General features: G+C 59.8%; 17 protein-coding genes and 1 riboswitch. Of the genes, 11 read left to right on the top strand and 6 right to left on the bottom strand.

All coding sequences use genetic code 11. From position 1 onward, the window contains the following. Positions 1–19 precede the first annotated feature (19 nt). Genes CKW23_RS06085 through CKW23_RS06075 form a run of 3 tightly spaced genes read right to left on the bottom strand, consistent with a single transcriptional unit; the run spans position 20 to position 2,388 of the window. A complete protein-coding gene (locus CKW23_RS06085) occupies positions 20–835 on the bottom strand; it encodes an aldo/keto reductase (RefSeq protein WP_025258265.1) in 816 nt (271 codons plus the stop codon). After that, the gene (locus CKW23_RS06080; protein ID WP_025258266.1) at positions 832–2,007 is read right to left on the bottom strand and encodes an FAD-binding oxidoreductase; all 1,176 of its coding nucleotides are present in this window, start codon (positions 2,005–2,007) and stop codon (positions 832–834) included. The genes CKW23_RS06085 and CKW23_RS06080 overlap by 4 nt, the downstream gene beginning before the upstream one ends. Positions 2,008–2,055: 48 nt before the next feature. Next, positions 2,056–2,388: a multidrug efflux SMR transporter gene (locus CKW23_RS06075; RefSeq protein WP_025258267.1), complete on the bottom strand. Its 333-nt coding sequence runs from the start codon at positions 2,386–2,388 to the stop codon at positions 2,056–2,058. Between the two features lie 135 nt (positions 2,389–2,523). Here CKW23_RS06075 and waaA point away from each other — a divergent pair, with 135 nt between their 5' ends. After that, entirely contained in the window at positions 2,524–3,801 is a 1,278-nt protein-coding gene (waaA, locus tag CKW23_RS06070) for a lipid IV(A) 3-deoxy-D-manno-octulosonic acid transferase (RefSeq protein ID WP_095067238.1), read from the top strand. A gap of 37 nt (positions 3,802–3,838) precedes the next feature. On the opposite strand, the gene CKW23_RS06065 is transcribed toward waaA, so the two are convergent. Then, positions 3,839–5,278 carry a TolC family outer membrane protein gene (locus CKW23_RS06065; protein WP_095067237.1) on the bottom strand — a complete coding sequence of 480 codons (1,440 nt, stop codon included), beginning with the start codon at positions 5,276–5,278 and terminating at the stop codon, positions 3,839–3,841. Between the two features lie 157 nt (positions 5,279–5,435). Continuing rightward, a riboswitch (TPP riboswitch) is annotated at positions 5,436–5,540 on the top strand. Between the two features lie 142 nt (positions 5,541–5,682). On the opposite strand from CKW23_RS06065, the gene thiC reads away from it, so the two are divergent. Next, complete coding sequence (thiC, locus tag CKW23_RS06060) at positions 5,683–7,572, top strand: phosphomethylpyrimidine synthase ThiC (RefSeq protein ID WP_025258270.1); 1,890 nt, start codon at positions 5,683–5,685, stop codon at positions 7,570–7,572. A 72-nt stretch (positions 7,573–7,644) separates the two neighbouring features. Here the strand turns inward: thiC and CKW23_RS06055 are convergent, their stop codons facing one another. Continuing rightward, complete coding sequence (locus CKW23_RS06055) at positions 7,645–8,391, bottom strand: RsiV family protein (protein ID WP_025258271.1); 747 nt, start codon at positions 8,389–8,391, stop codon at positions 7,645–7,647. Between the two features lie 208 nt (positions 8,392–8,599). On the opposite strand from CKW23_RS06055, the gene CKW23_RS06045 reads away from it, so the two are divergent. From CKW23_RS06045 to CKW23_RS06005, 9 genes are all read left to right on the top strand, one after another. Further along, positions 8,600–9,217 carry an NUDIX domain-containing protein gene (locus tag CKW23_RS06045; RefSeq protein WP_025258272.1) on the top strand — a complete coding sequence of 206 codons (618 nt, stop codon included), beginning with the start codon at positions 8,600–8,602 and terminating at the stop codon, positions 9,215–9,217. After that, positions 9,208–9,660, top strand: coding sequence for a DUF1249 domain-containing protein (locus tag CKW23_RS06040; RefSeq protein WP_025258273.1), 453 nt, complete (start codon positions 9,208–9,210; stop codon positions 9,658–9,660). Before CKW23_RS06045 ends, CKW23_RS06040 begins: the two co-directional genes overlap by 10 nt. 99 nt (positions 9,661–9,759) lie before the next feature. Beyond that, complete coding sequence (gene cpdA / locus CKW23_RS06035; RefSeq protein ID WP_025258274.1) at positions 9,760–10,566, top strand: 3',5'-cyclic-AMP phosphodiesterase; 807 nt, start codon at positions 9,760–9,762, stop codon at positions 10,564–10,566. A gap of 89 nt (positions 10,567–10,655) precedes the next feature. Continuing rightward, positions 10,656–11,291 carry a YqiA/YcfP family alpha/beta fold hydrolase gene (locus CKW23_RS06030; RefSeq protein WP_095067236.1) on the top strand — a complete coding sequence of 212 codons (636 nt, stop codon included), beginning with the start codon at positions 10,656–10,658 and terminating at the stop codon, positions 11,289–11,291. 16 nt (positions 11,292–11,307) lie between these two features. Further along, positions 11,308–13,212 (top strand): DNA topoisomerase IV subunit B, encoded by a 1,905-nt coding sequence (gene parE / locus CKW23_RS06025; protein WP_025258276.1) that lies wholly within the window; start codon positions 11,308–11,310, stop codon positions 13,210–13,212. After that, positions 13,209–14,189, top strand: a complete 981-nt coding sequence (locus CKW23_RS06020) for an esterase-like activity of phytase family protein (RefSeq protein ID WP_025258277.1) — start codon at positions 13,209–13,211, stop codon at positions 14,187–14,189. Before parE ends, CKW23_RS06020 begins: the two co-directional genes overlap by 4 nt. Further along, entirely contained in the window at positions 14,186–14,707 is a 522-nt protein-coding gene (locus CKW23_RS06015; protein ID WP_025258278.1) for a TIGR02281 family clan AA aspartic protease, read from the top strand. The genes CKW23_RS06020 and CKW23_RS06015 overlap by 4 nt, the downstream gene beginning before the upstream one ends. A 10-nt stretch (positions 14,708–14,717) precedes the next feature. Further along, positions 14,718–16,973 (top strand): DNA topoisomerase IV subunit A, encoded by a 2,256-nt coding sequence (gene parC / locus CKW23_RS06010; protein ID WP_025258279.1) that lies wholly within the window; start codon positions 14,718–14,720, stop codon positions 16,971–16,973. Between the two features lie 179 nt (positions 16,974–17,152). Beyond that, on the top strand, positions 17,153–17,848 hold the full coding sequence (locus CKW23_RS06005) for a membrane integrity-associated transporter subunit PqiC (protein ID WP_025258280.1): 696 nt from the start codon (positions 17,153–17,155) through the stop codon (positions 17,846–17,848). Between the two features lie 74 nt (positions 17,849–17,922). On the opposite strand, the gene CKW23_RS06000 is transcribed toward CKW23_RS06005, so the two are convergent. Then, positions 17,923–19,467, bottom strand: a complete 1,545-nt coding sequence (locus tag CKW23_RS06000; RefSeq protein ID WP_095067235.1) for a HAMP domain-containing protein — start codon at positions 19,465–19,467, stop codon at positions 17,923–17,925. Between the last annotated feature and the right edge of the window lie 22 nt (positions 19,468–19,489).

Genomic DNA, 19,489 nt, shown 5'->3' with positions numbered 1-19,489 from the left:
TTGGGGTCGGCCGCCTGCATCAGGCTTGACGGCGAATCACAGCGGCTGCACATGCAACGTTGTGAGCCAGGTGCAGGGGATTGATAGTCCCGACAATAGCACTGGCAACACCCGGATGTTCAAACAGCAACTGAAAACTGGCCTGTACCGGGTCGACTCCTGGGGTCAGACATATGTGACCGCTGGCGAGAGCCTTTTTCACCAGAATCCCTTTGCCATGAGCGGCAGCGTAGTCCAGAACCGGTTTTTCACCCTGCTCATTGAGATTGTAGGTGACCATCGCACAGTCGCCTTCGCGCAATGCCAGCAGGCCTCCTTCGACCGTTTTGCCGGAAAAACCGAAACCACGAATCTTGCCTTCACGTTTGAGCTCGGCAAGGGTCTGATAGACCTCTGTATCGTTGAGAATCGCCAGATCGTTGCCGTCCGAATGCACCAGAACCAGGTCGATGAAATCGGTTTCAAGACGTTTCAGACTGCGCTCCACCGACACGCGTGTATGTTCGGCGCTGAAGTCATGGCTCGATTGTCCCTCCACGAATTCTTCTCCCACCTTGCTGACAATCACCCAGTCCTGACGCTGGCCGCGCAGCAGCGGGCCAAGGCGTTCTTCGCTGGTGCCGTAGGCCGGGGCCGTGTCGATCAGGTTGATGCCCATGTCCCGAGCCATTTTCAACAGCATTTGCGCTTGCTGATCGTCGGGGATCGTGAAGCCATTGGGGTATTTCACGCCTTGATCGCGGCCCAGTTTGACGGTGCCCAGGCCCAATGGCGAAATGCTCAGGCCGGTACTGCCCAGCGGGCGATGCAGGTCATGCAGGGTTTTGACGGTCATGGCAGCAGTTCATCCCAGACAGGTATCGCCAGAGGTGGCAGAGGCAGGTCGTTCATGGCCGGTTGTGGTGTCGGCTGAATGCCATCCTTCGACAGGGCCGCCAGGACGCGGTCCGCAAAGTCCGGTGCCAGGGCCAGTTTGGTCGGCCAGCCGATCATGAGGCGCTGCTGGACATCCACAAAAGCGTTGTCAGGCCTTACCAGACCCGATTGCGCCGGTTCTGCCCGATCGACACGCAAGGTGGCCCATTGCGCCTGGCTCAGGTCGACCCATGGCAGCAGCGATTCAAGCTCCTTGCGGGCAGCCGCGATCTGGGCCGCAGGCTCGCGTGCCACGCCATCGGCTTCGGCAAGGTCGCCACCCAGATACCAGACCCACTGGCCATCGGCCGCAGGGTGAGTGGTGACGGTAATGCGCGGCTTGGGGCCGCCGCCCAGGCAGTGAGCGTATAGCGGCTTCAGGGTTGGGCCTTTGACCAGCACCATATGCAAGGGGCGGCGCTGCATCCTGGGCTGGGAAACGCCCAGCGCTTCAAGCAGGTCAGCATTACCAGCACCAGCGCTGAGCACAATACGCTGGGCGCGGATCTCGCGGCCATCCACGCGCAAGCCTGCCAGTTCGCCATTTTCATGCAGTGGTTCGATCTGCTGAGCAGCAAGCAGGCTGTCACCGGCCAGCTCTGCAAGACGCGCGATCAGGCTGGGGACATCGACCACCAGTTCGGCCAGCCGATACACCTTGCCTTTGAATTTCGGGTTTTGCAGCGCGGGCGGCAGTTGCTCGCCCTTGACCTGATCCACGCGCCCGCGCACGGCCTTGCTGGCGAAGAAGCTGGTCAGGTTGCCCGCGATAGTGCCGGGCGACCATAAATAGTGGGCCTCCGACAACAGGCGCACGCCGGACAGGTCCAGCTCGCCTGTGCCGCTGAGAGATTCACGCCAGCGACGCGGCATGTCGGCAATCGCTTCGGAGGCACCCGACAGCGCACCATGCAGGGCGTATTTGGCACCCCCATGGATGATGCCCTGTGACTTCAGGCTTTGTCCGCCACCCAGGCTCGCGCTTTCTACCAGGACTGTCGAGAACCCTTGACGACGCAACCGGGCATTGAGCCAGAGGCCGGCAATACCGCCTCCGACAATCAGGACGTCAGTGGAAATAACAGATGGCATGGACACCTCAGTGGCGTGAAGAATGGGCCATTATAGGGGATCGCGATTTCAATGCCCGGCGGTTTTCGAGAACAACTGGATGACCACCACCCCGAGCACGATCATTCCCATGCCCAGCAAGGCCGGCAGGTCCAGTTTCTGACCGTAGATAAAGAACGCCGCGATACTCACCATGACGATCCCCATGCCCGACCAGATGGCATAGGTAATGCCCACCGGAATCGTACGCATCACCAGAATCAGCATCCAGAAGGCAATGCCGTAGCCGGCGATCACCAGCAGCAAAGGCAGCGGTGTGCTCAGGCCTTTGACGGCTTTCATGGACGTGGTGGCGATGACTTCGGCGCAGATCGCGATGGCCAGCAGATAGTAGGCAGTCATGGTGTCTCTCCTTGGGGGCTGCGTATCTTAGCGATTTCTTAAGGCGCCCATAGCATTCCGTGCGCCACGGGCAAGTGTGTTCACGCCTGCATGAGGTCGTGGCTTTGATGAGGCGTGCTGATAAACTCCGTGCCCATGAATAGAACTCTTTATACCCTGTTGTTTCACCTTGGTTTGCCGCTGGTTGCCCTGCGGCTGTGGTTGCGTGCACGCAAGGCTCCGGCGTATCGCCAGCGAATCGGCGAGCGTTTCGCTATCGACTTGCCTGCGATGCAGCGCGGCGGCATCTGGGTGCATGCGGTGTCGGTGGGCGAGAGCATCGCCGCGGCTCCCATGATTCGTGCCTTGCTGGCGCAATACCCGGCGTTGCCGATGACTGTGACCTGCATGACCCCGACAGGTTCGGAGCGGATCAAGGCGATGTTCGCCAATGAGCCACGGATTCAGCACTGTTATCTGCCCTATGACCTGCCTTGGGCGGCGGGTCGTTTTCTGGACCATGTGCAGCCTCGCCTCGGCATCATCATGGAAACCGAGTTATGGCCCAATCACATTCACCAGTGCGCCAAGCGCAATATTCCCGTGGTGCTCGCCAATGCGCGGCTGTCGGAGCGTTCGGCTCGCGGCTATGCACGTTTTGCAGGGCTGACTCGCCCGATGCTGGCGGCCATGAGCTGGTTTGCCGTGCAGACCGAAGCGGAAGCCCAGCGTTTTCGTGACCTGGGCGCACGGCCTGAATGCGTGACAGTGACCGGCTCGATCAAGTTCGACCTGAGTATCGACCCGCAACTGCTGGAGCGGGCGGCGCAGTTGCGCGAGCAATGGCAGGCCATGCATCGTCCGGTGTGGATCGCGGCCAGCACCCATGCAGGCGAAGACGAAAGTGTCCTGGCAGCCCATCGGCAAGTGCTGCGGGGCTATCCCGAGGCCTTGCTGATTCTGGTGCCGCGCCATCCCGAGCGTTTCGACAGTGTGCACGACTTGTGCCGGCAGACCGGTTTCACGACCGTACGACGTTCATCCGGGCAGCCGGTCACGCCGGATACGTCGGTGCTGCTGGGCGACACCATGGGTGAACTGCTGTTTCTGTATGCGTTGGCAGACAATGCCTTCGTCGGCGGCAGCCTTGTGCCCAATGGCGGGCATAACCTGCTGGAGCCTGCTGCACTGGCCAAGCCGGTACTGAGCGGCCCGCACCTGTTCAACTTCCTGGAAATTGCCGCGTTGCTGCGTCAGGCGGGAGCGTTGGAAGAAGTGAGTGATTCGGCTGCGCTGGCGGTAGCAGTGCAGCGTCTGTTCGGTCAGCCGAAACTGGCGCAGACCATGGCGGATGCCGGGACAGGAGTGATGAAGGCCAATCAAGGCGCGTTGCAGCGCCTGCTGGATGGAATTTCCATTTGCTTTCGCGAATGAATTCGCTCCCACAGGTGGCCGGGAGCGAAGAGAGATGTTACCGCTGTGCTGGCTTCTCGAAATTCTTCTGCGCCGCTGCCGCCAGATCCGGTGGCAGGAAGTCCTTGTCCGGGTTGTAGTCGGATTTCAGGTAGCGCGACAGGTCCTGCAAATCTCCCGGGCTCAGGGTGCCAGCCGCCTGTTTCAGGCGCAGGTTATCGATGATGTAGTCATAGCGGGTGTTGTTGTAATTACGCACCGAGGCATATAGCTGACGCTGAGCATCGAGTACGTCGACGATATTGCGGGTGCCGACCTGATAGCCGATTTCCGTGGCTTCCAGAGCACTCTGGTTGGAGATGATCGACTGCTTGCGAGCCTGCACCTGTTCCACATCGGTATTCACGGCGCGGTGCAGGTTGCGGGTGTTTTCCACCACTTGACGGCGCAGGCTTTCACGACGCTGCTCGCTCTGGGTCAGGCGTGAGTAGGCTTCGCGAACCTGCGAACTGGTCAGGCCACCGCTGTAGATCGGGATATTCAACTGCACGCCGATGCTGCGTTGCTCCACATCGCCGCCATAATTGCGACCCGTGTAGTTGGGGTTGCTGAAGCCCAGTGCATCGTTGTCGCCGCGCTGGTAAGTGGCGACCGCATCAAGGGTCGGTGCATGACCGGCCTTGCGCTGGCGCAGGGTTTCCTCGGCTGCGCTGACGGCATAGTTGCTGGCCAGCAGGTTCAGGTTCTGTTGGGCGGCGGTATCGACCCAGGCCTTGGCATCGTTGGGGATCGGCGCCAGCACCGGCAAGGTGTGGACGATTCCTTCGATGGAGTTGTATTCGCGATTGGTCAGTGTCACCAGCGCCTGGAAGGCATCGTCCACCTGACGCTTGGCAATGATCCGGTTGGCCCGTGCAGTGTCGTAACTGGCCTGTGCTTGCAGCACATCGGTCTTGTCGGAAAGGCCGACATCGAACCGTTCGTTGGCCTGATCCAGCTGCCGCTTGAAGGCGGCTTCTTCGGCCTTGGTCGAAGCCAGGTTGTCCTGGGCGCGCAAGACTGCGAAGTAACTCTGGGCTGACTCCAGGATCAGGTTCTGCTCGGTGGCCGAGAGTTCCAGTGCCGCTTGCTCATTGACGGCCTCGGCGGCCTGCAACTGGAACCAGCGGTCGGCGCGGAAGATCGGCTGGCTCAGGGTCGCTTGATAGACCGTGCCGCTGCGGGTTGCAATGGCGCTGGGCTGGTCGATGCTGGTGCGGGTGTTGTTGGCCTGTGCGCTTGCCGAAAGGTTGGGCAGCAAGCCGGCGCGAGCCTGGGGCACGACTTCCTTGCGGGCATCGTAATCGGCGCGGGCAGCCGCAAGATCGGCATTGTTATCTACGGCCTGTTGATAAACGTTGACCAGTCCGGTCTTGGTCGGAAGGGGCGCATCCGCGGCCAGGGCCTGTACGCTGCCGGCACACGACACGGCAATGACCAACGAAAGTTTGCGCAACATGAGGCATTCCCTGTTCATGGTAATGATGCCGGTTTGATGCAAAACCGGGTTAGCGAGTGTAGAGCCAGTTGTTGAGCGCAACAATCGGCTATTAGCCATTTATCGATGGCGGCATAAATAGGCTGGTGTTTGCAGGGCCGACCATCATAGACTTGCGACGTTCTTGTCGGGGTGCCTTGCTGTGAGGCTGAGATCGGTTAAACCGGATCCCGTTGAACCTGATCAGGTTAGCGCCTGCGTAGGGAACAAGATTTCTCGTCTCCCGGCGAGTCCTCTTGAGTGTCGTCCGGGGTCGATTGTTCAAAAAACGAACAGTAGCACGCCCGCCGATACTCAGCACCTCTCAGGGTGCGTCCGTCCGTATTATCAGGTTACTCCGACAACAAACTGTCTGGAGAGCCGTGATGAGTACAAAAGCAAAAAACGCCCCGCACTTGAGTGAGTCCGCCCAGGTCGATTCTGGATCGGTACAACCTTTTACCCGCTCGCAGAAAGTCTATGTCCAGGGTTCGCGCCCCGATATCCGTGTGCCGATGCGCGAGATCACCCTTGATGTCACGCCCACTGACTTCGGTGGCGAAATCAATGCTCCGGTAACGGTCTACGACACTTCCGGTCCCTACACCGATCCCAATGTGATCATCGATGTGCGTCAGGGCCTGGCCGACGTGCGTTCGGCCTGGATCGATTCGCGCAACGACACTGAACGTCTGGCCGGCCTGAGTTCCCACTTCGGCCAGCAACGTCTGGACGATCCAGAACTGACAGCCCTGCGCTTTGCCCACGTGCGTAATCCGCGTCGCGCCAAGGCGGGTGCCAACGTCAGCCAGATGCACTATGCGCGTCAGGGGATAATCACCGCCGAGATGGAATATGTCGCCATCCGCGAGAACATGAAACTTCAGGAAGCCCGGGCTGCGGGGCTGCTGAAACAACAGCACGCCGGCCACAGTTTCGGGGCCAGCATCCCGAAGGAAATCACCGCTGAGTTTGTGCGCGAAGAAATCGCCCGTGGTCGCGCAATCATTCCGGCCAACATCAACCACGTCGAGCTGGAGCCGATGATCATCGGCCGTAACTTCCTGGTGAAGATCAACGGCAACATCGGCAACAGTGCGTTGGGTTCTTCCATCGAGGAAGAAGTCGCCAAGCTGACCTGGGGTATCCGCTGGGGTTCGGACACGGTCATGGATCTGTCCACCGGCAAGCACATTCATGAAACCCGTGAGTGGATCATCCGCAACTCGCCTGTTCCGATCGGCACCGTGCCGATCTATCAGGCGCTGGAAAAGGTCAACGGCGTGGCCGAAGACCTGACCTGGGAGCTGTTCCGCGACACCCTGATCGAGCAGGCCGAGCAGGGCGTCGACTATTTCACCATCCATGCCGGTGTATTGCTGCGCTATGTGCCATTGACCGCCAAGCGCGTCACCGGGATCGTGAGCCGGGGTGGTTCGATCATGGCCAAGTGGTGTCTGGCGCATCACAAGGAAAACTTCCTCTATACGCATTTCGAGGACATCTGCGAAATCATGAAGGCCTATGACGTCAGCTTCTCGCTGGGCGATGGCCTGCGCCCCGGTTCGATTGCCGACGCCAACGACGAAGCCCAGTTCGGTGAGCTGGAAACCCTGGGTGAGCTGACCAAAATTGCCTGGAAGCACGATGTCCAGACCATGATCGAAGGCCCTGGCCATGTGCCGATGCAGCTGATCAAGGAGAACATGGACAAGCAGCTTGAGTGCTGCGACGAAGCGCCGTTCTACACCCTTGGCCCGCTGACCACGGATATCGCGCCCGGTTATGACCACATCACCTCGGGCATCGGTGCGGCCATGATCGGCTGGTTCGGTTGCGCCATGCTGTGCTACGTCACCCCCAAGGAGCACTTGGGTCTGCCGAACAAGGATGACGTGAAGACCGGGATCATCACCTACAAGATCGCCGCCCATGCTGCGGATTTGGCCAAGGGGCATCCGGGCGCACAGATTCGTGACAATGCCTTGAGCAAGGCGCGTTTCGAGTTCCGCTGGGAGGACCAGTTCAACCTCGGCCTGGATCCGGACACTGCCCGCTCGTACCACGACGAAACCCTGCCCAAGGACTCGGCCAAGGTGGCGCACTTCTGCTCCATGTGCGGGCCGAAGTTCTGTTCGATGAAGATCACTCAGGAAGTGCGCGAGTACGCCGCCAACCAGAAAATCGAGGCGGTTGACCTGTCAGTGGAAGAAGGGATGCGCGAGCAGGCGGAGCGTTTCAAGCAGGAGGGCAGCCAGCTCTACAAGAAAGTGTGACCTCGTCTTGGCCCGTCGCGAGCAAGCTCCCTCCCCACGGAATTGGGAGGGAGCTTGCTCGCGACAGCGGTTTTAGCCGCGGCCGGGGAACAGCTCCGGACGGATCACGCCATTGAGCTGTGGATAAGGAATCTTCAGCTCGATATGGCCCATGGAGTAGGGCGCAATGGTGGTGACTGGATACTTCAGGATCACCGAACCATAGGTCAGGGCAATGTTGGGCGTTCGCTTGAACGGCCAGGTCTTCACGAACTCACTGTCCTGATTCATCTTGGTCGAAACCAGCCAGCCCTGATGGGCCAGCTCGGCTTTGGCCCAGAATTCGTTTTCCTTGCCCGGGATCACCATGTCTGCCAGGGTCAGGACTTTCTGTTGCTGGCGCGAGTAGTTGATGAACGCTCTGCCGGGGTTGCCGTGGGCACCGCCGGTATCCAGATAACTCGACAGCTCGACTACCACGATACCGTCATGCTGTTCGCGTACCTTGGCTTGCAGATAGCTGCTGTTGCGACCCGAGGCACTGCTCAGGAATTGTTCCTGATAGTCCTTGATCGACGCAGGCACCGGCGCGCCGGAATCCGTGCGGGTCAGTTGCAGCAAGGTCTTCTGGACAATGGCGTCCAGCCTTGGCTCGTCGGGAAAGTGCACGGTATCGATATTGACCAGCGGGCAATCGCTGGTGGTGCAGCCTGGCTTTATCAGCTCGGAAGCATCGCGCTGGACTTGCAGCGGTGTACGCATGCCGGGTGTGAAAATGCTCTGGCAGGCGCCCAGCATCAGGCCCAGACAAGCCAGTGAAGTGATCCTCAATAACGACATGTTGGTCCTTGGCGATATCAATGGAGGCGGTTGCATTGTTCGTATGCAGGCTGCTTGGACTGCAAACAATGTCTTCGGTTCGCCACTTGGCGGATTAGAAGTGTTTTATGCCCTGGCCGTCTACCCTGCATCTTCAAGGGGGCTGCATCCTGGAGTCGATGCGCGTTAGGATGGTCTGAAGTCACAGATCACCGCAAGCGAGAAACCTATGCCCCAGAACACCCGATCAACGCCAACGGCTTTTGAGATCACCCGGCGCGAAAGCTGCTTCAAGGGGTTCTACAAGCTCGACAAGCTGTACTTGCGCCACGAGCTGTTTGCCGGTGGCATGAGTAATGAAATGAGTCGCGAACTGTTCGTTCGTCATGATGCCGTCTGTGTTCTGCCTTATGACGCCAAGCGCGATGAAGTGGTGCTGATCGAACAGTTTCGGGTAGGCGCTATGGAGAAAAGCGGCAACCCCTGGCTGATCGAACTGGTGGCCGGATTGATCGACAAGGACGAACAGCCGGAAGAAGTTGCTCATCGCGAAGCAGAAGAGGAAGCTGGGCTTGTCTTCAGCGCGTTATGGCCGATAACCAAGTACTTTCCTTCGCCCGGTGGCAGTGACGAATTCGTTCATCTGTTCATGGGGCAGTGTGACAGTCAGGGGGCGGGCGGTCTGCACGGGCTGGAGTCCGAGAACGAGGATATCCGCGTGTCGGTCTGGTCGTTCGATGATGCGATCCAGGCTGTGGCTGACGGGCGAATCATGAATGCGGCAACCATCATTGCCTTGCAATGGCTGGCGTTGAACCGTACGGAAATCAGGGGGCTATGGTCGTGAATCTTTTGCGCGAGCGCTACCGTGTCGATCTTGCCGGGCTACAGGCGGCGTGCGAGGCCAACTACGCGCGCTTGATGCGTCTGCTTCCCGATATGCGTACCCAGAAAAGCTCGCGCCGGGTGGCGGTCACCCAGGGCGACCAGATGCTCGGCGTGCTGGCAGTCGAAGTGCTTCTCGACTGCCCTTACACCACAACCCTGCAGGTTCGCCAGGAGCACAGCCTGGCCTGGCTGCCAGTGCCGCGCCTCGAAGTTCAGGTCTATCACGATGCGCGGATGGCCGAAGTGATCGGCGCCGAGCATGCCCGACGCTTTCGGGGGATTTATCCGTATCCCAATGCCGACATGCACCAGCCTGACGAAAAGGCCCAGCTCAATCTGTTCCTGGGCGAATGGCTGAGCCACTGTCTGGCGTGCGGTCACGAGTTTGAAGCGGTACGTTGACCCTGCCGCTCACTCAAATGTGATCCAGGCACACTTTCCCGATTTACCTGCCTCCTCCCGCATCTCATAATCGCGCTGAATTCGCTCAAGGAGACGGCCTTGCCGAGCGCATCCCGATCATCGTCAGTTTTAGTGGTGCAACTATCCGACAGTCACCTGTTCGCTGAAGCGGATGGCACGCTGCTGGGCATGAAGACCCGTGACAGCCTGGAAAAGGTCGTCGATCTGGTGCTGGCCGAGCAGTCGGGCATCGATCTTGTGATTGCCAGTGGTGATATTTCCCAGGATGGCAGCGTGCAGTCCTATCAGGCCTTTCGTCAGCTCAGCGGGCAGATCGCTGCACCTGTGCGCTGGTTCCCCGGCAATCACGACGAATTGCCGCAAATGGCCCATGCCTCACAAGACAGTGACTTGCAGCAGCCAGTGGTTGATGTCGGTCAGTGGCGAGTGACGCTGCTGGATTCTGCGGTTCCCGGCTCGGTGCCCGGTTTCCTGCAGGAGGAGCAACTGCAATTGCTGGAGCAATCCCTGAGCGAGGCTCCCGATCGTCATCATCTGGTTTGCCTGCACCATCATCCGGTGCCTATCGGCTGCGAATGGATGGCGCCCATCGGCTTGCGCAATGCCGACGCGCTGTTCGCGGTGCTGGATCGCTTTCCCCAGGTGCGTGCCGTTCTGTGGGGGCACGTGCATCAAGCGTTCGATCAGCAGCGTAATGGCTTGAGGCTATTGGCTTCGCCGTCCACTTGTATCCAGTTCGCGCCGGGCAGTGTGGATTTCACGCTCGACACCGCCGCGCCGGGCTATCGCTGGCTGCGCCTGCACGATGATGGACAGCTCGAAACCGGTGTTTCCCGCGTGGTCGGCATGCAGTTTGAAGTCGATTATGGCGGTACCGGCTATTGATCCTTGCCGGACCATGAATTCCCTTGAGGCCTTGAGCCATTTATCCCTGTAAACTACGCGGCTTTGTTCCGGGCTTCGGGAGAGACGGCTTGATCAGCGACACACCTTCATTGCTGTACATTCACGGTCTGAACAGCTCTGCCCTGTCGAACAAGGCCTCTCGGTTGATCGCCCTGATGAACTCGCTGGGTGTAGGCGAGCAATTGCGCGTCCCCGAACTTCATCACCATCCGCGCCAGGCCATGGTTCAGCTTGAGGCCGCGATACAGGCGCTTGGGCGGCCTTTGCTGGTCGGCAGCTCGCTCGGCGGCTACTATGCGACTCATTTGGCGCATCGGCACGGCCTCAAGGCGGTCCTGATCAACCCGGCGGTGAATCCGCACCAGTTGTTCGACGGCTACCTCGGTACCCAGCAAAACCTGTATACCGGTGAGCGCTGGGAGTTGACCCAAGACCACATAACGGCACTGGCGGAGCTTGAAGTACCGGCTCCACAGGACCCGGACCGCATTCAGGTATGGCTGCAGACCGGTGATGAAACTCTGGATTACCGCCGTGCCGAATCGTTTTATCGGGCCTGTGCATTGCGCATCCAGGCCGGTGGCGACCACAGTTATCAAGGCTTTGCCGAGCAGATGCCGGCCTTGCTGAGTTTTGCCGGATTTGCGCCTGAGCTGTTGCGGGCAATTGATCTATCCGATTCGCGCCTTCGTACCCATGAATAATTGATGATGAGAACCCATGGCCAATCCCAGCGCTAGCTCTTATAACGCAGACGCCATCGAAGTCCTCTCGGGCCTCGACCCGGTTCGCAAACGTCCGGGCATGTACACCGACACCGCTCGGCCGAATCACCTTGCCCAGGAAGTGATCGACAACAGTGTCGACGAAGCGCTGGCCGGGCATGCCAGATCGGTCCAGGTGATCCTGCACGCCGACAACTCTCTGGAAGTGTCCGACGACGGTCGCGGCATGCCGGTGGACATTCACCCGGAAGAGGGTGTGTCCGGTGTCGAACTGATCCTTACCAAGCTGCACGCCGGTGGCAAGTTCTCCAACAAGAACTATCAGTTCTCCGGCGGCCTGCACGGTGTCGGGATTTCCGTGGTCAACGCGCTTTCGACCCAGGTCCGGGTTCGGGTCAAGCGCGATGGCAACGAATACGAAATGACCTTTGCCGACGGCTTCAAGGCCTCGGAACTGGCCGTTGTCGGCACGGTTGGCAAGCGCAATACCGGCACCAGCGTATATTTCGCGCCGGACCCCAAGTATTTCGACAGCCCCAAATTCTCCGTCAGCCGCCTCAAGCACGTGCTCAAGGCCAAGGCCGTACTCTGCCCGGGGCTGCTGGTCAGTTTCGAGGACAAATCCACCGGCGAAAAGGTCGAGTGGCATTACGAAGACGGCCTGCGATCTTACCTTCAGGATTCGGTCACCGAGTTCCTGCGCCTGCCGGACGAACCGTTCTGTGGCAGCTTCGCCGGTAACAAGGAAGCCGTGGACTGGGCGCTGCTCTGGCTGCCCGAGGGCGGCGACAGTGTTCAGGAAAGCTATGTCAACCTGATCCCGACCGCTCAGGGCGGCACCCATGTCAATGGCCTGCGCCAGGGCTTGCTGGATGCGATGCGCGAGTTCTGCGAATTCCGCAACCTGCTGCCGCGTGGCGTGAAGCTGGCGCCGGAAGACGTCTGGGAGCGAATTGCTTTCGTGCTCTCGATGAAAATGCAGGAACCGCAGTTCTCCGGCCAGACCAAAGAGCGTCTGTCGTCCCGTGAAGCGGCAGCATTTGTGTCGGGCGTTGTAAAAGATGCTTTCAGCCTGTGGCTGAACACCCACTCCGAGCTGGGCCTGCAGTTGGCGGATCTGGCGATCAACAACGCTGGTCGTCGTCTCAAGGCCAGCAAGAAGGTCGAGCGCAAGCGCATTACCCAGGGGCCTGCACTGCCCGGCAAACTGGCCGACTGTGCCGGCCAGGATCCTGCGCGCTCCGAGCTGTTCCTGGTGGAAGGTGATTCCGCGGGTGGTTCAGCCAAGCAGGCGCGGGACAAGGAATTCCAGGCGATCCTGCCGTTGCGCGGCAAGATCCTCAACACCTGGGAAGTCGATGGCGGCGAAGTGCTTGCCAGCCAGGAAGTCCACAATATCGCGGTCGCCATTGGTGTCGATCCGGGCGCTGCCGATATCAGCCAGTTGCGTTACGGCAAGATCTGCATCCTCGCCGACGCCGACTCGGACGGTCTGCACATCGCAACCCTGCTGTGCGCGCTGTTCGTCCAGCATTTCCGTCCTCTGGTGGATGCGGGCCATGTGTATGTCGCCATGCCGCCGCTGTACCGGATCGATCTGGGCAAGGAAATCTTCTATGCCCTGGATGAAAGCGAGCGCGACGGCATTCTGGATCGTCTGGTTGCCGAGAAGAAACGCGGCAAGCCACAGGTCACCCGATTCAAGGGGTTGGGTGAGATGAACCCGCCGCAACTGCGTGAAACCACCATGGACCCGAACACCCGGCGTCTGGTGCAACTCACGCTGGATGACTTTGCCGCGACCTCTGAAATCATGGACATGCTGTTGGCCAAGAAACGCGCTGGCGATCGCAAGACCTGGCTTGAGTCCAAAGGCAACCTTGCCGAGGTCCTGACTTGACGAGAAGTTGGCTTGCCGCCTTGATGCTGGTCGTCGCACCGGCCCTTGCTGCGCCTGTTGAAGAACTGACACTGGTGTCCGAGCATCCGGTAGACGGTATGGTCGGCGGTAATCTGTCGGGTCTGGCGATGTGCAACGGCCGGTTGTGGACGGTATCGGATCGTGACGACAACCTGCTTTACAGCCTCGATACCACGAACAAGACCTGGGTGGCTGAGCCTCACGCCATGACTGTGCCTGAGCCGGTCAGCTATCTGCCTCTGAATCTGCGCTCGCTGGCCAGCCTGTCATCCGTGATACGTGGCGGCAGTATGGATTTCGAGGGCGTAAGCTGTGACGCTCAAGGTAATCGTTATCTGGTCAGCGAAGCTCACGGCACTGTTCTGAAAGTGCCGATCACCGGCGATCCTGTGTGGCTTGATCTGCCTGCGGCAATGGTAGAACAGGCCCGTGCCCGGGGCATGCTGCAGCATTTCAACGCGATCTTTGAAGGCATTGCTGTCAATGCGGCAGGCGACAAGGTCTGGCTGGCGGCCGAGCGTGAGAGTCGCGGGTTGCTGGTGGTCCAGCGTGAAAAGGACAAGTGGAACTGCAAGAAGAGCTGCGTACTGCTTGTCGATCCGGGGCAGGCCGCACCGCCACCGCAGTTGAAAGGCGACAAGTTATCCACAAAGGATTTCTCGGATATTTCGCTGTTCAACGGCAAGCTGTTCACCCTGGAGCGTTCGGTCTATCAGGTCTGTCGCCGGGCCCTGGAAAGCGGTGAGGTCGAGCATTGCTGGTCGTTCGCCAAAGAGGCCCTGCTGCCTGGGCGTATCTACGATCAGCCCTATGGCCTGACCGAAGCACTGGTGGTCGATGAAAGCGGAGCCTGGATCGGTATCGACAACAATTTCGGTGTCCGGGCTGATGGCGAGAAGCGCCCGATTGTCTGGCGCTTTGCGGCTCCCGCCGGTGGCTGGAGCGCTGGGCAATGAACCAGCCGCTTCCCGGCAGGCGTGCGGGCAGGATCCTGATGTTCCTGGCCTGGGGCGCGGGACTGTTTCTGGCCACGCGCTTTTTCGGCGACTGGGAAGAGCGGCAGCAGAACCCCAATACCCAGGTCGTTTCGCAACACGGCGAGGGTTATATCGAAGTGCAATTGCTGGCTGACCGCCGCGGGCACTTCGTCAGCACCGGCCGGATCAATGGTCAGACGGTCGAGTTCATGGTCGATACCGGGGCAACCGATGTGGCGATACCGGCTGAAGTGGCCGACACGCTGCGCCTGTCGCGAGGCGTACCGGTTACGGTGAGCACCGCCAATGGCGAAAGCCGCGGCTATCGGGCTGTGCTCGACAGCCTGCAGGTGGGTGACATCACCCTGCGCAACGTGCGCGCCATTGTGGCGCCCGGTCTTGAGGGCGAGCAGATATTGCTTGGCATGAGCGCAATGAAACAACTCGAATTTACCCAGCGCGGCGGCACCTTGCTGCTGCGTCAGACGACAAAATGATGAGGCCCGCATGAGCGACTCCCTTGACCTCAGCCTGGATGGCGTAGAACGCCGATCACTGGCTGACTTCACCGAACAGGCCTACCTCAACTACTCCATGTACGTAATCATGGACCGTGCCTTGCCGCATATCGGCGACGGCCTCAAGCCTGTACAGCGACGCATTGTCTACGCCATGAGCGAGTTGGGCCTCGGTGCTGACGCCAAGCACAAGAAGTCCGCACGTACCGTGGGCGACGTGCTCGGCAAGTTCCACCCGCACGGCGACTCGGCCTGCTACGAAGCCATGGTGCTTATGGCCCAGCCGTTCAGCTATCGCTACACGCTGGTGGACGGGCAGGGTAACTGGGGTGCGCCGGACGATCCCAAGTCGTTCGCGGCCATGCGCTACACCGAAGCCAGGCTGTCGCGTTATTCCGAAGTGCTGCTCAGCGAGCTGGGTCAGGGCACTGCGGACTGGGTGCCGAACTTTGACGGAACCCTGGATGAACCTGCCGTCTTGCCGGCGCGTTTGCCGAATATCCTGCTCAATGGCACCACCGGCATCGCCGTGGGCATGGCTACCGATGTGCCGCCGCACAACCTGCGGGAAGTGGCCAGTGCCTGCGTGCATCTGCTCGATGACCCCAAAGCCAGCATCGAAGACCTCTGCGTTCACGTCAAAGGCCCGGATTACCCGACCGAAGCGGAAATCATCACGCCCCAGGCCGACCTGCTGAAAATCTACGAAACCGGTCGTGGTTCGGTGCGCATGCGTGCCGTGTATCGCGTCGAAGATGGCGATATCGTGGTCACCGCGCTGCCGCACCAGGTGTCCGGCGCCAAGGTGCTGGAGCAGATCGCGGCCCAGATGCAGGCCAAGAAGCTGCCGATGGTGGCCGACCTGCGTGACGAGTCCGACCACGAAAATCCTTGCCGTATCGTCATTATCCCGCGCTCCAACCGGGTTGAAGTCGACGAGCTGATGCAGCATCTGTTCGCCACTACCGAGCTGGAATCCAGCTACCGGGTGAACGTCAATATCATCGGCCTGGACGGCAAGCCGCAGCTCAAGAACCTGAAGGCACTGCTCAATGAGTGGCTGGTATTCCGTATCGCCACCGTTCGTCGCCGCCTGCAATATCGCCTCGATAAAGTCGAGCACCGCCTGCACCTGTTGGACGGTTTGCTCACGGCGTATCTGAACCTGGATGAAGTGATCCATATCATCCGCACCGCCGAGCATCCGCGTGCCGAATTGATCGCACGCTTTGGTCTGACGGAAATCCAGGCTGACTACATCCTCGATACCCGTCTGCGTCAGTTGGCGCGTCTGGAAGAGATGAAGCTGCGCAGCGAGCAGGATGCCTTGCTCAAGGAACAGGCCAAGCTTCAAGCCCTGCTGGGCAGTGAATCCAAGCTGCGCAAGCTGGTGCGTGCCGAGCTGATTGCCGATGCCGAAACCTATGGGGACGACCGCCGGTCGCCGATCGTTGCGCGTGCCGAAGCTCGTGCCTTGTCCGAAAACGAACTGATGCCGACCGAGCCGGTGACGGTTGTGCTGTCCGAAAAAGGCTGGGTGCGTTGCGCCAAGGGCCATGATGTCGACGCCACGGGGCTTTCCTATAAAGCGGGCGATGGCTTCAAGACGTCAGCCATCGGACGCTCCAACCAGTTTGCGGTCTTTATCGATTCGACCGGTCGCAGCTACTCGGTTGCGGCGCATACGCTGCCGAATGCGCGGGGCCAGGGCGAGCCGTTAACCGGCAAGCTGCAACCACCGCCAGGCGCAAGCTTTGAGTGCGTGCTGCTGCCTGATGATGACGCGCTGTATGTCATCGCATCCGATGCAGGTTACGGTTTTGTGGTAAAAGGTGAAGACTTGCAGGCCAAGAACAAGGCTGGCAAGGCACTTCTGAGCCTGCCGGCAGGTGCAAAAGTCATTCTGCCGCGGCCTGTGGCCGATCGAGAGCAGAACTGGCTTGCAGCCGTGACCACTGAAGGCCGGTTGCTGGTTTTCAAGATCAGCGACCTGCCGCAACTGGGTAAGGGCAAGGGCAACAAGATCATCGGTATTCCGGGCGAGCGTGTGGCAAGTCGGGAAGAATACGTGACAGACCTGGCGGTAATCCCGCAAGGCGCTACGCTGGTGCTTCAGGCCGGCAAGCGTACACTGTCGCTCAAGGCCGATGATCTGGAACATTACAAAGGAGAGCGTGGACGACGAGGGAACAAACTGCCAAGAGGCTTCCAGCGTGTGGATACCTTGTTGGTGGAAAACAGCTAGGAATATTCATTTAGAGCCAGCGGTCTTCATTTTGCCATGAAGATCGACGCATAATCGCTGGAGTCATGGCGAATATTCACGGATGATATGGTGTCTTGGGGTCTCGGCTGGCTTAGTGCCCGTACGAGCCTATAAGTATCTACACTGTGGCCGCCCGTGGTGGCCACCTGGATGGGACGATGAATTTTCTACGCCTTCCCTTTGTCTTGTTGATGACGGGTGTTTTAGGTCTGGCTGGTTGCAGCATGCATCAGCCGACTGCACTGTATCAGCTCGATAGTGGTGACCCGGGCCAGCCGAAACAGAGCACCGGTCTTGCCGTTTTACTGGGCCCGGTTTCAGTTGCTGACTATCTGCAACGTGAAACCCTACTGCAACGTCAGCCTGACGGTACGCTGACGGCTTCATCCGATGGCCGCTGGGCCGGCAACCTTTCTTCGGACATTGACCAGCTCCTGCTGCGTCAACTGGCCTGGAAGCTGGACAGCCAGCGAGTTGTACTGGCGCCTGCGGTTGCGAACTTCAAGCCTGATGTTCAGGTCGTGTTGTCCATCACCCGTCTGGATTCGGGTGCCAAGCAACCTGCTGTGCTCGATGCGCAATGGCGTTTGCTGGATCGCAAGGGCAATGTTCGTGACAGCCGTCTGGTTCACCTGGAAGAGGTCCACAGCGGTGGCTCTGCCGATCAGGTCCGGGCGCAGGGTCTTTTGCTGCAGCGTCTGGCCGATCAGGTCAGCATGGCGGTCAAGCCAATTGCCTGGCAAGTCGTTGATGAGCCGAAAAAGGCTCCGGTTGCGAAGGCCAAAGAGCCCGATAAACCGAAGATCCCGATGGCTTCACCGATACGCACAGACCTTGAAGTGTTCCGCTTCTAAGTCTGAACCCAACAAAAAAGCCCGCAGCGATGCGGGCTTTTTTGTTGGCTCTATCCAGGTAGGAGCGAGGTCATTCAGGCCTTGTGCGTCTCATGCATTCGCGCCAGCTGGCGCTCCAGCATGGACGGATAAGGCTCCATCAGGCGCTCTACGCAGCAGGCGCCTTCCGGGCTTGCGATCGGGCGGATGCGGGCGCGTTGGCGGATCAGAGTGTCGTCGTTGATCTTGCGCTCCACCAGCAGCAGGTTGCGGCTGTGCTGAGAGAGCGCCAGTGCGTCCTGGGCGGTTTCGGTCAGCAGCAGATCGATCTGGCTCAGGCCGGAGAGGCCTTCACCCAGCGTCAGGCCCAACTGCAATTGCAGGGTGATGCCGCTGTCGGCGACTTCGATCTGCAAGGCATGGCTCAATGCACGCAGCAGTTCGCCACAGCAGATCGCATTGGTCAGGTAGTCCTCACCGCTTTCCTGGCTGTGGAACAGCATCAGTGTGCTGCCGTCATTCAGGGTGTGCAGTTCGCTGTCATAGAGCGAAGCTGCCTGATCGAGGCAGTCGCGATAGCGTTGCAGCAGGTCGGTCAGGCGAGCGCGTGGCAGGCGGCGCAGTTGATCCTGGGCGCCCAGTTGCACGGCCAGTACTGCGCTGTGCTGTGGCTCGCCTGGGGTGGACAGCCCAGCAGCAGGGCGAATGGCCGGTGTGTTGCTGGAGTTGTCGCGAAGATCGGCAAACGGATCTTCCTCGTCCTCTTCATCTTCTTCCGCCACGAAGCGACGTTGCGCGGGAGGCGCGATCACGCGAGGCTTGGGCGTTTCATCGAAGCTTGTATCCCGTGCCGAAAATGAAGGCGCTGGCTGCTCGTCTTCAGGCTCCAGGTATGTATCGTCGTCTTCGCTGTACTCGGGTTCCGGCGGCGTTTGCGGCTCTGGAACCGGTGGGGCGAAGGAGGAGCGCAGTTGCCGCGCCAGATCGCCGATTTCATCCTGGCGGTCTGTGGCGGGGGTGTAAGGGTCGATATCACGCAGCCAGATCCGCAGTTGCAGCAGTGGCGTGGATATGTGGCGGCCCAGGCGCAGGCTCAAGGTCAGCGCCAACGCAAGCAGGATGCCAGCCAGAATGCCCATGCTTTGCAGGCTGATGGTCATGGGCTGCTGGAATTGCGTCATGTCCAGGCTGATGCGTAGGTGTCCGGCCATGACATCCTGGAAAGTGATCTTTATTTCATAAAGACCCTGGGCTTCACCCAGCAGGCTGTTTTTCGGACGCTGCCCGGCCTCCGCAAGGATGCGGTTGTCGACGCTATAGATAGCAGCGTGGGCCACCAGCGGGTTCTTGACCAGATTGCCCAGCAGCACGTTGAGGCTGAGGATGTCGTTGGACACCAGCAGCTCGGTGGCCGACGTTGCAGTCTGTGTGGTCAGGGCCTGCCCCAGTGCGTCAGCCTGTTCGTGCATGGCCTGCTTGAATTGCAGGCCCATCACGCCGGCGTAAATCACCAACGCCAAGGCGACCAGGATCACGTTATGGCTGGCAATACGCAAAGCTATCGGTACACGGCGGTGGCGCAATGCACGAAAGATCAGCAGGAAGAAATTATCGGTTTTAACGGGCGTGGGCCGGTTCACAGAGCACGGCTCTTTCGGTGAA

The sequence above is a fragment of the Pseudomonas sp. Irchel 3A18 genome, assembly GCF_900187465.1.
GTDB classification, from domain to species: Bacteria; Pseudomonadota; Gammaproteobacteria; order Pseudomonadales; family Pseudomonadaceae; genus Aquipseudomonas; species Aquipseudomonas cichorii.
Note: the sequence above shows the minus strand (reverse complement) of the source record. Positions and strands in the feature narration are given on the sequence as shown.

What these genes read in the sequence shown, in the direction of transcription:
- parC (WP_025258279.1), top strand. Translation starts at nt 14,718, where the DNA reads ATGAGCGACTCCCTTGACCTCAGCCTGGATGGCGTAGAACGCCGATCA.
- CKW23_RS06005 (WP_025258280.1), top strand. Translation starts at nt 17,153, where the DNA reads ATGAATTTTCTACGCCTTCCCTTTGTCTTGTTGATGACGGGTGTTTTA.
- CKW23_RS06045 (WP_025258272.1), top strand. Translation starts at nt 8,600, where the DNA reads ATGCCCCAGAACACCCGATCAACGCCAACGGCTTTTGAGATCACCCGG.
- CKW23_RS06040 (WP_025258273.1), top strand. Translation starts at nt 9,208, where the DNA reads ATGGTCGTGAATCTTTTGCGCGAGCGCTACCGTGTCGATCTTGCCGGG.
- parE (WP_025258276.1), top strand. Translation starts at nt 11,308, where the DNA reads ATGGCCAATCCCAGCGCTAGCTCTTATAACGCAGACGCCATCGAAGTC.
- CKW23_RS06080 (WP_025258266.1), bottom strand. Translation starts at nt 2,007, where the DNA reads ATGCCATCTGTTATTTCCACTGACGTCCTGATTGTCGGAGGCGGTATT.
- CKW23_RS06065 (WP_095067237.1), bottom strand. Translation starts at nt 5,278, where the DNA reads ATGTTGCGCAAACTTTCGTTGGTCATTGCCGTGTCGTGTGCCGGCAGC.
- CKW23_RS06085 (WP_025258265.1), bottom strand. Translation starts at nt 835, where the DNA reads ATGACCGTCAAAACCCTGCATGACCTGCATCGCCCGCTGGGCAGTACC.
- CKW23_RS06075 (WP_025258267.1), bottom strand. Translation starts at nt 2,388, where the DNA reads ATGACTGCCTACTATCTGCTGGCCATCGCGATCTGCGCCGAAGTCATC.
- waaA (WP_095067238.1), top strand. Translation starts at nt 2,524, where the DNA reads ATGAATAGAACTCTTTATACCCTGTTGTTTCACCTTGGTTTGCCGCTG.
- CKW23_RS06015 (WP_025258278.1), top strand. Translation starts at nt 14,186, where the DNA reads ATGAACCAGCCGCTTCCCGGCAGGCGTGCGGGCAGGATCCTGATGTTC.
- CKW23_RS06055 (WP_025258271.1), bottom strand. Translation starts at nt 8,391, where the DNA reads ATGTCGTTATTGAGGATCACTTCACTGGCTTGTCTGGGCCTGATGCTG.
- thiC (WP_025258270.1), top strand. Translation starts at nt 5,683, where the DNA reads ATGAGTACAAAAGCAAAAAACGCCCCGCACTTGAGTGAGTCCGCCCAG.